The sequence below is a fragment of the Bacillus sp. iso_77 genome (genome assembly GCF_056173625.1).
Genome location: NZ_CM149683.1, coordinates 546,713 through 560,199, shown reverse-complemented (window position 1 = coordinate 560,199; position 13,487 = coordinate 546,713). Strand labels below are relative to the sequence as shown.

Below are 13,487 nucleotides of genomic sequence, written 5' to 3'. Positions count from 1 at the left end.
GATAGAAAAGGAGTCTTTTTCAGCAGTGCACCGCTCTTCCAATGGTTTGCAGAACGGCTTCGTGTATTGCCTCTGAAAGTGTCGGATGTGCCGCAATAAACTGCTCTAATGTATCAGCGGTCAACTCTGCATGCATCATCACCGCCGCTTGTCCAATCATTTCTGTTGCATTCGGTCCAATGATTGAAACGCCTAATATTTCTTGATATTGCGGCTCTACAATGACCTTTACGTGACCGGCTGGTTGATTTAAGATTAATGCTTTTCCATTTGCAGAAAATGCAGATGTCCCGATCCGAATCTCCTCATATTGTTTTCTAGCACTCTCTTCACTTAAACCAACACTCGCGATTTCTGGAGAGGTGTAGATGCACCTCGGAATCACTTGTTCATTGACCTTTAGATGTTCACCTGATGCATGGGAAGCCGCAACCGTCCCTTCATGAAAGGCAGTATGAGCAAGCTGAACACCACCTGTCACATCACCGCACGCATAAATATGCGTGAGATTGGTTTGCATATGTTCATTGACGTAGATTCCGTTTCTATCAAATTCAATTCCAATCTGATCAAGATTCAACTCTCCAAGTTGCGGAGTTCTGCCAATCGCCACTAAGCAAAGATCCGACTGGATGTCACACCGCTCTCCTTGATTATTCTCCACCACTACTTTTCTTGAAGAGGAATCAAGCTGTTTGACTGCGGCGGACGTCAAAATGTTTACACCCGTTTCTTCGAGCTGCTCGTGAAGACATTGTGCTGTATCACGATCTTCTTCTGGTAAAATGTGCACTGCCCGTTCAACCATGACAACCTTTGATCCCATTCTGCTAAAGATGCTCGCAAACTCACAGCCAATCACCCCGCCCCCAATGATACAAAGTGAATCTGGGATCGAAGAAAGTGACATGGCGTCCTTGCTGTGAATGATCCATTCGCCATCAAAAGGTGCAAACGGTAAAGCCGCAGGCACAGCCCCTGTTGCAATAATGATTTGTTTTGCTTGAATGATTTCAGACTTCCCTTCACTTTCTATGATTAGCTCATGTGCTGATAGAAATGAAGCCTTCCCATTTACCACGGTAATTTTGTTTTTATTCATCAAGTAACGAACACCATCAGTGAGCTGCTTGACGACAGACTGTTTCCGCTTTTGGACAGCATTCCATTGAATGATAGGCTCATGTTCTGGAAGCTCAATGCCAAAATGTCCAGCCGATTTCACATGCTCATACATATCGGCGCTTTGCAAAAGTGCTTTGGTTGGGATACAGCCTTCATTGAGGCAGGTACCTCCCAGCTGACCTTGATCAATTAACACAACCTCTCTGCCAAAACGGGCGGCTGTTATGGCCGCCACATAACCTGCTGGTCCGCCTCCTATAATGACCAGTGTCATGGTACATTCACCTTCTTCCTATAAAAGAATGGATATTGGTTCTTCTAAGTGTGCTTTGACCGTTGATAAAAATGCAGAGGCAGGCGCCCCGTCCAGCACGCGGTGATCAAACGTAAGACTGAGTGGTAGGATGGTCCCTTTGCACAATTCATCTTCTCGATAAACAGGGGTGTCATACATTGTTCCGACACCAAGGATCCCTGCTTCCGGCGGATTCAAAATTGGTGTGAAATGCTCTACACCATACGCTCCAAGATTGGTGATGGTAAAGGTAGAACCTTTGATTTCGTCATGTAGAAGCTTTCCTTCACGTGCTTTTTTACCATACAATTTAATGCCCTTCGCCAGCTCTATCAGCGTTAACCGCTCCGCATGCTGAATGACCGGTACAGCCAATCCGTTATCTAACGCAGCAGCAATCCCAAGATGAACATTCTCAAAGGTTTCGACAACTCCGTTATGATATTGACTGTTCATCGCAGGATGTTCTAACAACGATAGGATCGCTGCTTTGGCTACAAAATCGGTGATGGTCAACTTTGTCTCGTAACGTGCGATGGCTGTTTCATTCAGCTGTTGTTGTAGGTTTGTCAGTTTTGTCACGTCCGCTTTCATCGTAATGGTTAATTGTGCACTTGTTTGCAGGCTTTCCATCATTCTTGAGGCAATTGTTTTCCGCATCATGTTAATAGGCTGTTGCACTGTCTCGTTTTGTTTCTTCTCTTTCCGTTCAGGAAGTGCACGAAGCACATCCTCTTTCGTAATTCTTCCACCTGGTCCTGTCCCCACTAGCGTATCAATGTCTAGATTTGCGCTATTCGCCATTTTACGGGCAACAGGGGAGATTTTCTTTCTCTCTTTCTTTGGTTTTGACTGGATTTCTTTTTCTTTCTTTCTCTCCACCTGTTCATTTCCTTCACCGATATAGCAGATGACCGTGCCGGGCGGTACACCTTCTCCCTCAGACACTTTTATATCCAAAATGGTTCCTTCAGCAGGTGATTCGATCTCCATTTCAATTTTTTCGGAGTTGATGCTTGCAATGCTTTCTCCTTTACTTACGGTCTCACCGACCTCTTTATTCCAGACAGATACCGTTCCTTCTTTCATCGACATGCCCAATTTAGGCATCACAACTTCGACAGCCATCTCCCTCTCTCCTTTCTCTAGTTCAAGATCTTGTCATGACTCTTGCCAATCATCTCTAATACGGTGTTCACAACTTTATCAGGTGTTGGCAGATAAATATCTTCAAGAGGTGGTGAAAATGGTACCGGTGTATGAGGAGCCGTCACTTTTTTGATTGGTGCGTCCAGTAAATCAAATCCTTTATCTGCAATCAAAGAAGAGATATCTGCGGCAATTCCGCATCTTGGATTTGCTTCATCGACAATGACAAGTCGATTTGTTTTTTCTACTGAAGTCAGAATGGCCTCCTCATCGAGCGGCGACAAGCTTCTTGGATCAATTACTTCCGCTTCAATACCTTGAGCAGACAATTGCTCTGCCGCTTCGAGTGCTGTATACACTTGTTTGCCCACTGCAAAGATGGTTACATCAGAACCTTCCCTCTTCACATCTGCTTGACCAAGCGGCAATGTGTAATACCTCTCCGGCACATCTCCTGTGATATTGTAAAGCGTCTTGTCTTCAAAAAAGATGACAGGGTCCTGATCCTCGATGGCTGCCAGCAGCAGCCCTTTGGCATCATATGGTGAAGAAGGTACAACTACTTTCAAACCAGGGATGCTTGTAAATAGCGCATACAAACTTTGTGAATGCTGGGCAGCTGCTCTAAAACCCGCCCCATGGGTCGTTCTAATCGTGATTGGCACCTCTGCTTTTCCGCCAAACATGTATCGAAATTTTGCGCCTTGGTTCAGCACTTGGTCCAAACAAGTACCGATAAAATCATTAAACATAAGCTCCGCAATTGGTCTTAGCCCTGTTGAAGCAGCAGCCATGGCCGCACCTATATAGCCAGCTTCACTAATCGGTGTATCAAGGACACGTTCACGCCCAAATTCCTGAACAATCCCTTTTGTTACACCAAGAACACCGCCCCATGCTTCATCATCCTGTAAGTGATCTACATGAGCACCTCCCGCAACATCTTCCCCCATTAAAATGACATCTCCATCTCTTCTCATTGCCAGTTTAATCGCTTCATTCAAAGCACTAGACATGCTGATTTCTCTTGTCATTTCCCTCTCTCCTTTCAGATTTATTGATACGAAACATATACGTCGGTCAATAATTCGGATTGATCTGGATATTCACTTTCCTCACTAAATCTAACGGCTTCCTCTATCGCTTCTGCTACAGACGCTTCAATACTTGATATTTCTTGATCTGTTAGCAGCTGCTGCTTTAATAATTCATTTTTAAAAAGAGTGATGGCATCTTTCTCTTCTTGATGTTCGGTTTTTTCTTGATTGGTTTTGTAGCGCTGAGCGTCTCCTTCAAAATGACCATAATTCCGATATGTCATGCATTCAATCAATGTCGGACCTTCTCCATTTTTTGCTCGTTCTATCGCTTGTTCTGCTGCTTGATAAACGGCTGTCACATCTTTTCCATCCACTTGAATACCCGGAATACCATAACTGGCGGCTCGATCCACAATCGATTTGCAGCTTGAAGCATACGAAAATGGCGTCGCTTCCCCGTAACCATTGTTTTCTGCGATGAAAATGACTGGCAGTTTCCAGATGGCAGCGAGATTGATTCCTTCGTGAAAAGTCCCTTGATTGTTAGCACCATCCCCAAAAAAGCAAACGCTTACATTGTCTTTCTTTTTATATTTAGCCGTGAGGGCTGCCCCGCACGCAAGTGGAAAGCCGCCTCCAACAATCCCGTTGGCACCGAGCATTCCTTTATCAAAATCTGCAATGTGCATAGATCCACCTTTACCTTTACAAAGACCTGTGGCTTTTCCATAGATTTCTGCCATCATTCCTTTTAGATCACAGCCCTTGGCGATACAATGACCGTGGCCACGGTGTGTACTTGTAATACTGTCTTGTTCATTCAGGTGAGCGCAGACTCCTACAGCAACAGCTTCTTCACCAGCATAAAGATGGACAAAACCTGGCAGGATCCCTTTTGTAAAAAGCATGTGTACTTGATCTTCAAATTGGCGAATCTCCTGCATTTTTTGATACATCCAAACGGCTTTTTCTTTTGTAAGTGCCATTTCCATGATAAAACCTCCTATCTTTTTTGCTTGCACTTCTATACAAGCAAAAAGCGTGCCAACATCATGGCGCTTGAAAGCTTAGGATTTGAGCGATTCCCATCGATCAAAAAAGAGACAAAATGAGACTCGCGTCTCTATTTGTCTCAATATGTCTACTTCATCTCACAAAAAAAGCACCCCATAAAGGAATGCATATCACTCTGAACCGATTGTACGCTGCCATTTTAATTTTCCTTTGCAGACGCCGCACACATAACGAGAGGTATCAACTCGCCTTTTCCTGATAAAATACTGACCGCATCCTGTGCAAACATATTCTTGTCGCTTCTGTCCACGTCGTTTATTTTGTACGGTCTTTAGCGCTGTACAAAAACGCGGGGCTCCTACTTGTTTTAATAACTCTTTAAAAGAACGGTCACGATGCTGATAGCCTTTTCCCTCAAGATGCAGATGATAATGACACAGCTCATGCTTGATGATTCCGATTAATTCTTCTCGTCCATGTTCTTCTAGGTATCGGCGGTTCAATTCGATATTGTGTGTTCCAAGTAAATATCTCCCGCCTGTCGTTTTTAAACGGGGATTGAAAACAGCCTGATGGCGAAACGCCTTACCAAAGAACTGCTCTGAAATGTCTTCTGTTAACTGCTGTAACTCTCTCTCGTTCAATCAAGATCGTTCCTTTCTATAAAAACCTCGAACGGGACAATTTCCTCTTTGCATACATTGAAGGTACACCCACTGTTTTGATCAAAGGAGGAATGGGCGATGCCCAACTGGCTGAAAAATCAGATGCAGAAAGCATTTTATGAGAAAAATCATTATCAAATCAAATTGCTTAATCAATGCTGGTACTTCTATAGAAAAAAACATTCAGTCACATCAAGGCACACCCCATCCTAAGGTGCGCCTCGTTTTTTGTTTACTCTGGTTTTAGCATCGAAAGAGCCACCCGACCTTTTGCCTGGTCAACGGTGTCTACCCAAACGGTCACAATATCACCGACTGATACAACGTCGAGCGGATGTTTCACAAAGCGATTGCTTAGCTTGGAAATGTGGACAAGTCCATCCTGTTTTACGCCAATATCAACGAATGCGCCGAAGTCTACGACGTTTCTCACCGTTCCTTGTAGCTCCATCCCTTGCTTCAAGTCCTCCAATTTCAACACATCTGTTTTCAAAAGAGGTTTTGGTACTTCATCGCGCGGATCACGCTCAGGTCTTGTGAGCTGATCAATGATATCCTGGAGTGTAATTGGACCAATGTCAAGCTGCTGTGCGGCTTCGTCTAGCTTGACCTCTGCGATTTTCTCTTTTAGCTGCTCTGTACCAAGATCGTCTGGCGTCATCTTAATCATGCGTAAAAACTGTTTTGTTTCTTTATAGCTTTCAGGGTGAATACCTGTGCGGTCAAGTGGATCTTGTCCATCTGTGATGCGCAGGAAGCCGATACACTGCTCATAAGTCTTTGCACCAAGCCTTGGGATATCCTTCAGCTCTTTTCTGCTTGTGAATCTGCCAATCTCTTCGCGGCGCTTGACGATGTTTCCTGCGACGGCTTTTGAAAGACCTGACACATATTGTAGCAGTGCCTGTGAAGCTGTATTAACGTTCACACCGACTTGGTTGACGACCGTCTCCACCACGAAGGTTAACGAGCTGTTTAATTGCTTTTGGCTCACGTCATGTTGGTATTGGCCTACTCCGACAGACTTCGGATCTATTTTCACGAGCTCTGCTAATGGGTCCTGCAACCTTCTAGCGATGGAAATGGCACTTCTTTCTTCCACTTGCAAGTCTGGAAACTCTTCTCTTGCCAGTGCAGATGCAGAGTATACACTTGCCCCTGCTTCATTCACGATCAAATATGAAACTGGCTGGTCCAGCTCTTGGATCAAGTCTGCGATGAATTGTTCGGTCTCTCTTGAGGCTGTTCCGTTTCCGATCGCAATGACTTCAATGTTGGATGATTGAATGATTTCTTTCACTTTTTGTTTGGCTTCCGCTTTTTTCTGCACAGGCGGGTGCGGATAAATGACGCCAATATGATGGACTTTTCCTGTATCATCCACGACGGCTAATTTACAGCCTGTACGAAACGCAGGGTCTACCCCAAGTACACGTTTCCCTTTCATCGGCGGTTGAAGTAGGAGCTTTCTTAAGTTTTCAGCGAAAATATGAATGGCTTGTTCCTCTGCTTTTTCTGTCAGCTCTTTTCGTATTTCCCGTTCAATTGAAGGCTGAATCAAGCGCTTGTATGCATCATCAATGGCCGCTTCAATGTAAGGCCTCGCCGTCGTTTGCTTGCCTTTTAAGACTTGTTTATCGAGGTAGAAACGAATATTTTCAGCAGGTGGTTCGATGGTTGCTTTCAAAATCCCTTCTTTCTCGCCTCGGTTGACCGCAAGTACACGATGAGGCACAATTTTTTTAATCGGCTCTTGATAGTCGTAATACATTTCATAGACGTTTTTCTCGTCGTTTTCAACGTCTTTTCCTGATGTGACAAGACTTCCCTTTTGGTACGTCTCACTGCGAATCCATTTCCGCATATCAGGATCATCCGCAAGCTGTTCAGCAATGATGTGCTGGGCGCCCTCTAGTGCTTCTTCTGCGGTTGTGACTTCTTTTTCTTCATTAATAAAAGCCGATGCTTTCTTTTCGATCTCATCGTTTGGCAGCTTCAGTAAATACTCCGCAAGCGGCTCAAGTCCTTTTGCTTTGGCTACATTTGCCTTCGTTTTTCGTTTTTGTTTAAATGGTCGATATAAATCTTCGACCTCTTGCAACTTATGCGCCTGTTCGATCTTCTGTTTTAATTCATCTGTTAATTTGTCTTGTTCAGCGATTAAGCGAATCACTTCTTCTTTTCGATTCGTCACATTTTGGATATATGTATAGCGTTCAGAAATGGTTTGAATTTGCACCTCGTCTAGTGAGCCTGTCTGCTCTTTCCGGTAGCGTGCAATAAACGGGACGGTGTTGCCATCCTCTAATAGCTGGATCACACTTCCAATTTGTTTTGTTGAAAGCTTTAATTCTGTCGCAATTTGTTTCAATAAAAAGTCAGATGTCTTCATACTTTGCATCCTCTCACTGTGTCTTCTCTTTTAGTGTATCAAAAAAACCGGCAAAACAGAAAAAAGGTCAGCTATTTCATGTAAGCTGACCAAGTACATAGGTGAGATCGTCTTTCTTGTCTTGTGTGTATGTTTCAAGTTCTTTTGCGATGTCTGCAACTGAATGGCTATGCTTTAAACACATTCGCATGTTTGGCACATTCAGCCCGTCTGAATACATAATGAATGTCGAACCTTTTTCGTAGGAATAGGTGTATGTTTTGTATTTTCTAGGTTTACCTGATAGATATCCTGATGTCGGAAGTGGATAAATATAGTCGCCAGAAGGTGCATTCAAGATAAAACGAATGTTACCAACCGAACAATAGGTAAACTGCTGTTGGGAAAAATTCACCTTTAATATGGCTACAGTGGCCCCGCGTTTATTTTTCATGGCCTGATTGCATCTATCAATGAGGGTTATTACATCCTCATGTCCATATTCTTCGACAATTTCGCTGACTAAAGAAGATGATTCATTGGCGAACTGGCCGCTGCCTAATCCGTCTGCTACAGCACAAATTAGTTCTTCATCATCTGCTTTAATAAAAAAACTGTCCCCGCAGCATGATTTTCCTTCTTTGTTCGATTGATAGATAATGGCGTTTACATGCTCATGCTGTTCGATCTGCTTCATTACCCTAGCTCCATAGACGCATCTTCTGACAATGCATCTCGTAGCTTTTTAACTGCCTTCCGCTGCAGCCTTGATACATGCATTTGAGATATGCCGAGTAAATCGCCTGTTTCTTTCTGGCTTTTATTTTGCAAATACGTGAGATTGATAATTTCTTTTTCTCTATCTGTCAGAACGTGAAGCACACTTTCAAGCATCATTTTTTGGTTTACACGTTCGTACCCTTCTTCTTGTGAGCCGACGACGTCTAAAATCGTCACAGTGCTTCCTTCAGAATCTGCCTCTACGCCTTGGTCAACAGACAGCGCTTGATAGCTTTTGCCCATCTCCATTGTTTCAAGAACTTCTTCTTCTGTTACATCTAGATATTCTGCGATTTCTTGTACTTTAGGTGACTTTTGCGTTTCCGTTGTCAGGTGATCAACTGCCATCTTGATTCTTGGTCCAAGCTCTTTAATTCGTCTTGGTACATGGACACTCCATGTTTTATCACGTAAAAAGCGTTTGATTTCCCCGATAATGGTTGGAATGGCAAATGCCTCAAATGACTTACCGACAAGTGGGTCATAACGCTTAATTGCGCCGAGTAGACCAATCATTCCAACTTGTCTTAAATCCTCATGAAAGCTTTTTCCTTTGGAGTATTTCTTCGCGAGCATATCCACAAGATTTGTATAACACTCAACTAGTGTTAGCTGCGCCTGCTCGTCTTGGTTGGATTGATAGCTTTGAATGAGGCGATCCACTTCATCTTTAGTTAGTTTCATAGTTTTGGATGGTTGTGTCATGGTCAACTCGCTCCCTGTTTAAAAACTTTGTCATCGCCACGGTAACTCCGGAGTTTGCTTGCACCTCGACTTCATCCATCAATGTTTGCATTAAGTATAAACCAAGACCTCCTTCTGCCAATTGATCCACCGTATGAGCAGATGTGTACGGCCCTAGGTCTTCCTGCTTTTGCTTAAAGTCAAAGCTACCGCCTTTATCAGCGACAATGATTTCTAGACGATCTTCATAGACAAGAAAGCGAACCGCTACCTCTCCATCTTCGCCATCTGCACCTTTATAGGCATGCTGAACTGCATTTGTACATGCCTCACTGACGGCAATTTTCAAGTCCTCAATCTCTTCGTAGGCATAGCCCATCCGGCTTGCAACGCCTGAAAGAGTCAGACGAATGATGCCTACGTATTCTGGTTTCGCCGGTATTTTCATCTCGATTAGATCTACTGATTCGTTCATTGTACCCCACCCTCTGACTTTGCAGAAATGTCAATGATGTCCTTTAATCCAGTAATTTCAAACAACCTTACAAGCCGCTCTGACAAGTTCTCAAGCTTTAGTGTTCCACCTGCTTTTTGAGCTGCTTTAAACAACCCAACAAATACACCTAATCCTGTACTATCCATATACGTAACATCCTTCAAACAGATCTCTAGATGCTCGCCCGCCTCGGCTTTAGGCATGAGTGTTTCTCTTAGCTGAGGAGCAGAGTACACATCGATTTCTCCACTAACACTAATTTTCGTTTTTTGATCTATTTGATGCTCTTTTACAGACATATTCATTATGCATTCACCTCGAAATTCTTGTTTCCTTGAATTTTATATACCCGTCTATGCACTTTCTAAACCTTCCTTTTGAGGACAAGTAACGTAAAATCATCATGCAGCTGAAATTCTTGCAGCTTGAGTAAGCTGTCATAGATGGAATCCACCATTTCCTGAGCTGAATAGGATAGGTTCTCAGATATCAGGGCTTTGATATCCTCACGCTCTAGGAAGCCATCCTCCGATTTGGATTCTGTGACACCATCAGAGAATAAGATCACCATATCCCCTACGTCCAAATGCTTCTCATACTGCTTATAATCAAAATCTGGTGCAATTCCAAGCACAAGACCCTTCGCATCTAAATCGTAAAATTGATTCTCTTTTTTGCAATAGAAAAAGCCCGGCTCATGTCCAGCCGATGCGTACTTAAATTCATGTGTTTCTTTATTATAGCTGCCATAAAACATGGTGATAAACATGCTTGGGTCTACGTTTTGCTCGACCACACGATTAAGGGTTTTGAGCACTTTCGTTGGGCCGCTTCCTGACTCTGGCAAGGAGTCCATCGCATACTTAATCATCGACATACAGAGCGCAGCTGGAATGCCTTTCCCAATGACGTCTGCAATCGCGATATTGATTGTATCGTGATCTGTTACGAAATGGTAATAATCCCCGCTCATCTGTTTTGCCGGCACACTGATGGCTCCGATATCAAATGTGTCTCCTTCTGGAATTTTCGTTTCCAGAAGGGTTTGCTGAACATTTGCAGCAATTTCAATTTCCGACTTAATTTCTTGCTGGATGCCTCTTAGTGTTAAATGCTCCTGGTAGGCAAGTCCGTATCCAATCATGACTTCAATTAAGAAGTCTAGTGAATGAAAGACATCTTCCGGCAAATCAGGGTAAAGCTCCTGAATCACTTTTCGGTGAACACTCACTATTTCTTCAGGAGGTATTTGATGCTCAATGGTTTTACGGCTAAATTTTTGAGCTTGATAAAGCGATGTTTCAGTTAAATCACTGATATAACGACTGAGCAGCTGATGGTACCGCTGCTCCATTACCTCCTTAAAATCCATGGTTTCCCTCCTAGCGAAGCCACTTGACAGCTTGTATCTCAGTTCCTTGTTCTGGTGCGGAATCTAATTTAAATTCATCCATCAGTCTTCTGACGCCCGGCAAGCCTGCTCCGAGTCCGCCTGATGTAGAAAATCCGTCTTCCATTACTTTACGTATATCCATGATGCCAGGCCCCTCATCGGCTGCGATGACTTTGAGTCCACGCTTTCCGCGCTCCATTACTTCTTCTATACAAATCTGACCTTTACCAGCGTATAAATAGATGTTACGAGCTAATTCTGAAATGGCCGTCGTAATTCTTGCTTGGTCAACTGTTCCAAAACCAAGTTCTTTTGCAACATTCCGCCCCAATTGTCTTGCTGCGACTATGTCCCATTCCGTCAATATTTTTACACAGGATTGGTCTTTCATATCTATTCCCCCAATTCCCGCTTCAGTGTCTCAAGCCCTTGTTCAAGATCTAGTGCTGTCTGAATTTCTTCCAGTGAAATGCCAAGTTCAATAAGCGTCACAGCGACTGCCGGCTGTATTCCTGTTAATACAACTTTTGCCCCCATGAGCTTGGACATGGTGATCACATCGCCTAATACCTTTGCGATAAATGAATCAATCATATCGACGGATGTTAAGTCAATGACCACACCGTTTGCTCCTGTTTCATGAATTTTATTCAGTAAGTCTTCTTGAAAGTGAAGAGCTGTTTGATCATCAAGCTCCCACTGTATTGAAATCAGAAGACAATTATATAATTTTAAGATTGGAATCTTCGGGTGATTTCTCAATTGGTTATCCCTCCAATGAAACAATTTTTCGATTTGTCATTTCCAAAGCAGTTTGAATTCCTTTTTGAAGGGTATTCTTTGTTGTAACCTGAGATAAATCAATTCCAAGGTTAACGATCGTTTGGGCTATTTCTGGGCGAATACCGACAAGTAAACACTTCGCTCCTACTAATCTCACAGCCTCTGACGCTTGAATAATATGGTGGGCCACCATTGTGTCTACGACAGGTACACCCGTGATATCAATCAAAACGACCTGTGAGCGATGTTTGACGACACCATTAAGCAGGTTCTCCATAATTTTTTTCGCACGATCTGTATCAATTGTGCCAACAAGTGGCATGACGGTGATGTGCTCAAACACAGGGATTAGCGGGGCAGAAAGTTCCTGCAGCGCAATTTTTTGAAGGCTGACGGTTTTTTCCCATGAGATGGAATACTGGTTTAAAATCTCATTATGGATGGGTGTGATGAATCGATCGATTTGCCAGATGAGGTCATGACTTTCTTGTGTTGTATCTTTGTCATCGTTCATTTTTTCATATAAATGTGTACGGATTTCCGTTAGACCGTTTGCCAGTAACTTAAGTGATATACCCATTTGAACGATTTTCAAAGCAAAATTTTGCACTTTTTCTTCAAAATCCTCATGATCCCCCTCTGAAAGAGATGTAATGATAAGTTGAACATATTCCGAACAGATGGTTTCATACATTTTGTCGTTCAGCATCATGTCCGTTTCTTTTTCTCCGAGTCGTTTTAAAATGTCCGTCCACTCTGTTTCTAATTCCTTTTGGTGCTTTCTTGCAAAAGCTAACACGATATGATTCGACATGTTTTACCCCCTACTTACATTTAAAGCTCTTCTTTAGTCTTTCTTCATTATAACGTTAAAAAAAATTGAACACAAAAAAAGTTGCTCCCAATAGAGCAACCAAGTATCACCATATTAAAAATCAATAAGAGCCAAACTAACTTGTAAGGCTTCATCAACCTTCTCCATCATCTCATCATCAAGATGTGTGATTTTATCTGTCAATCTTTGTTTATCGATCGTACGAATCTGTTCCAAAAGAATGACAGAATCTCGTTCAAAGCCGTAGCGCTTTGCATTAATTTCGACGTGAGTCGGTAATTTCGCTTTTTGTATTTGGGCTGTTATGGCTGCAACGATAGCAGTCGGGCTGAAGCGATTTCCAATGTCATTTTGAATCACCAATACTGGGCGAACCCCGCCCTGCTCGGAGCCAACAACAGGAGATAAATCAGCAAAGTAAACATCACCGCGTTTAACAATCAAATGTTTAACCCCCGCTGACTAATCGCTCAACTGTATTCTCAGCCTCAAACTCTGCGTATTGTGCTTCTGAAGAGATATTCAGATTAATTTTCGCCATCTCCATGTAGCCGCGTCTCATCGATTCACGATTTTGTCGAATATTACGTTCACGAATATACGTTTTTGTCGCTCGGTAGATCAATTCATTTCTTGTTACCTTATCCTGCTCTGCTACTCGTTCGATCTCAGACATCAAAGTCTCCGGCAGTCGAATCTTCATTTCGTTTGTTGCGCTGGATTCAGACAAAAAACATACACCTCCACAAAACTTACGGATACCGTATCGATCCATTCCAAGACTAATCATACCATTATTCAATGCACAAGCAAAGCTGTTTTTTCATGATTTCTTATTAGAACATGAAGCGGCTCGC

The 13,487-nt window shown here is 43.0% G+C and carries 17 protein-coding genes; 1 reads left to right on the top strand and 16 read right to left on the bottom strand.

Annotated features, from left to right (window positions below):
* Positions 1 to 19: 19 nt before the first annotated feature.
* From lpdA to AC0VYC_RS02670, 5 genes are all read right to left on the bottom strand, one after another.
* Positions 20 to 1,399, bottom strand: a complete 1,380-nt coding sequence (lpdA, locus tag AC0VYC_RS02690; protein WP_475389366.1) for a dihydrolipoyl dehydrogenase — start codon at positions 1,397 to 1,399, stop codon at positions 20 to 22.
* Positions 1,400 to 1,417: 18 nt separating this feature from the next.
* The gene (locus AC0VYC_RS02685; protein WP_160758185.1) at positions 1,418 to 2,548 is read right to left on the bottom strand and encodes a dihydrolipoamide acetyltransferase family protein; all 1,131 of its coding nucleotides are present in this window, start codon (positions 2,546 to 2,548) and stop codon (positions 1,418 to 1,420) included.
* A 17-nt stretch (positions 2,549 to 2,565) separates the two neighbouring features.
* Positions 2,566 to 3,603 carry an alpha-ketoacid dehydrogenase subunit beta gene (locus AC0VYC_RS02680; RefSeq protein ID WP_039169866.1) on the bottom strand — a complete coding sequence of 346 codons (1,038 nt, stop codon included), beginning with the start codon at positions 3,601 to 3,603 and terminating at the stop codon, positions 2,566 to 2,568.
* A 20-nt stretch (positions 3,604 to 3,623) separates the two neighbouring features.
* Complete coding sequence (locus AC0VYC_RS02675) at positions 3,624 to 4,601, bottom strand: thiamine pyrophosphate-dependent dehydrogenase E1 component subunit alpha (protein WP_178896551.1); 978 nt, start codon at positions 4,599 to 4,601, stop codon at positions 3,624 to 3,626.
* Between the two features lie 192 nt (positions 4,602 to 4,793).
* Positions 4,794 to 5,267 carry a SprT family protein gene (locus tag AC0VYC_RS02670; protein ID WP_035704229.1) on the bottom strand — a complete coding sequence of 158 codons (474 nt, stop codon included), beginning with the start codon at positions 5,265 to 5,267 and terminating at the stop codon, positions 4,794 to 4,796.
* Positions 5,268 to 5,366: 99 nt separating this feature from the next.
* Here AC0VYC_RS02670 and cmpA point away from each other — a divergent pair, with 99 nt between their 5' ends.
* Complete coding sequence (gene cmpA / locus AC0VYC_RS02665; RefSeq protein ID WP_008346893.1) at positions 5,367 to 5,501, top strand: cortex morphogenetic protein CmpA; 135 nt, start codon at positions 5,367 to 5,369, stop codon at positions 5,499 to 5,501.
* Positions 5,502 to 5,520: 19 nt separating this feature from the next.
* Here cmpA and AC0VYC_RS02660 read toward each other — a convergent pair whose 3' ends face one another.
* The 11 genes from AC0VYC_RS02660 to AC0VYC_RS02610 form a co-directional block, all read right to left on the bottom strand.
* Complete coding sequence (locus tag AC0VYC_RS02660) at positions 5,521 to 7,680, bottom strand: Tex family protein (protein WP_445602271.1); 2,160 nt, start codon at positions 7,678 to 7,680, stop codon at positions 5,521 to 5,523.
* 76 nt (positions 7,681 to 7,756) lie between these two features.
* A complete protein-coding gene (locus tag AC0VYC_RS02655; protein WP_024719202.1) occupies positions 7,757 to 8,356 on the bottom strand; it encodes a PP2C family serine/threonine-protein phosphatase in 600 nt (199 codons plus the stop codon).
* Positions 8,356 to 9,144, bottom strand: a complete 789-nt coding sequence (sigB, locus tag AC0VYC_RS02650; protein WP_012009000.1) for an RNA polymerase sigma factor SigB — start codon at positions 9,142 to 9,144, stop codon at positions 8,356 to 8,358. The genes AC0VYC_RS02655 and sigB overlap by 1 nt, the downstream gene beginning before the upstream one ends.
* Complete coding sequence (rsbW, locus tag AC0VYC_RS02645; RefSeq protein ID WP_007496471.1) at positions 9,110 to 9,598, bottom strand: anti-sigma B factor RsbW; 489 nt, start codon at positions 9,596 to 9,598, stop codon at positions 9,110 to 9,112. The genes sigB and rsbW overlap by 35 nt, the downstream gene beginning before the upstream one ends.
* Positions 9,595 to 9,924: an anti-sigma factor antagonist gene (locus tag AC0VYC_RS02640; protein WP_017358393.1), complete on the bottom strand. Its 330-nt coding sequence runs from the start codon at positions 9,922 to 9,924 to the stop codon at positions 9,595 to 9,597. The genes rsbW and AC0VYC_RS02640 overlap by 4 nt, the downstream gene beginning before the upstream one ends.
* Before the next feature lie 59 nt (positions 9,925 to 9,983).
* Positions 9,984 to 10,991 (bottom strand): PP2C family protein-serine/threonine phosphatase, encoded by a 1,008-nt coding sequence (locus tag AC0VYC_RS02635; protein ID WP_017358394.1) that lies wholly within the window; start codon positions 10,989 to 10,991, stop codon positions 9,984 to 9,986.
* Positions 10,992 to 11,001: 10 nt separating this feature from the next.
* Positions 11,002 to 11,403, bottom strand: coding sequence for an anti-sigma regulatory factor (locus tag AC0VYC_RS02630; protein ID WP_003214085.1), 402 nt, complete (start codon positions 11,401 to 11,403; stop codon positions 11,002 to 11,004).
* A 2-nt stretch (positions 11,404 to 11,405) separates the two neighbouring features.
* Positions 11,406 to 11,774, bottom strand: coding sequence for an RsbT antagonist protein RsbS (rsbS, locus tag AC0VYC_RS02625; protein WP_003214235.1), 369 nt, complete (start codon positions 11,772 to 11,774; stop codon positions 11,406 to 11,408).
* Positions 11,775 to 11,778: 4 nt separating this feature from the next.
* Entirely contained in the window at positions 11,779 to 12,609 is an 831-nt protein-coding gene (locus AC0VYC_RS02620; RefSeq protein WP_017358395.1) for an RsbT co-antagonist protein RsbRA, read from the bottom strand.
* 114 nt (positions 12,610 to 12,723) lie between these two features.
* Entirely contained in the window at positions 12,724 to 13,074 is a 351-nt protein-coding gene (gene ndoA / locus AC0VYC_RS02615; protein WP_003214169.1) for a type II toxin-antitoxin system endoribonuclease NdoA, read from the bottom strand.
* A 4-nt stretch (positions 13,075 to 13,078) separates the two neighbouring features.
* Positions 13,079 to 13,360 (bottom strand): hypothetical protein, encoded by a 282-nt coding sequence (locus AC0VYC_RS02610; protein WP_012008995.1) that lies wholly within the window; start codon positions 13,358 to 13,360, stop codon positions 13,079 to 13,081.
* Positions 13,361 to 13,487 lie beyond the last annotated feature (127 nt).

Excerpts from the sequence above, each read along its gene's own strand:
- AC0VYC_RS02680 (WP_039169866.1), bottom strand. The coding sequence starts at position 3,603 with ATGACAAGAGAAATCAGCATGTCTAGTGCTTTGAATGAAGCGATTAAA.
- sigB (WP_012009000.1), bottom strand. The coding sequence starts at position 9,144 with ATGACACAACCATCCAAAACTATGAAACTAACTAAAGATGAAGTGGAT.
- AC0VYC_RS02620 (WP_017358395.1), bottom strand. The coding sequence starts at position 12,609 with ATGTCGAATCATATCGTGTTAGCTTTTGCAAGAAAGCACCAAAAGGAA.
- rsbW (WP_007496471.1), bottom strand. The coding sequence starts at position 9,598 with ATGAACGAATCAGTAGATCTAATCGAGATGAAAATACCGGCGAAACCA.
- AC0VYC_RS02635 (WP_017358394.1), bottom strand. The coding sequence starts at position 10,991 with ATGGATTTTAAGGAGGTAATGGAGCAGCGGTACCATCAGCTGCTCAGT.
- AC0VYC_RS02675 (WP_178896551.1), bottom strand. The coding sequence starts at position 4,601 with ATGGAAATGGCACTTACAAAAGAAAAAGCCGTTTGGATGTATCAAAAA.
- AC0VYC_RS02655 (WP_024719202.1), bottom strand. The coding sequence starts at position 8,356 with ATGAAGCAGATCGAACAGCATGAGCATGTAAACGCCATTATCTATCAA.
- AC0VYC_RS02660 (WP_445602271.1), bottom strand. The coding sequence starts at position 7,680 with ATGAAGACATCTGACTTTTTATTGAAACAAATTGCGACAGAATTAAAG.
- AC0VYC_RS02685 (WP_160758185.1), bottom strand. The coding sequence starts at position 2,548 with ATGGCTGTCGAAGTTGTGATGCCTAAATTGGGCATGTCGATGAAAGAA.
- AC0VYC_RS02640 (WP_017358393.1), bottom strand. The coding sequence starts at position 9,924 with ATGAATATGTCTGTAAAAGAGCATCAAATAGATCAAAAAACGAAAATT.
- cmpA (WP_008346893.1), top strand. The coding sequence starts at position 5,367 with ATGCCCAACTGGCTGAAAAATCAGATGCAGAAAGCATTTTATGAGAAA.
- lpdA (WP_475389366.1), bottom strand. The coding sequence starts at position 1,399 with ATGACACTGGTCATTATAGGAGGCGGACCAGCAGGTTATGTGGCGGCC.
- AC0VYC_RS02630 (WP_003214085.1), bottom strand. The coding sequence starts at position 11,403 with ATGAAAGACCAATCCTGTGTAAAAATATTGACGGAATGGGACATAGTC.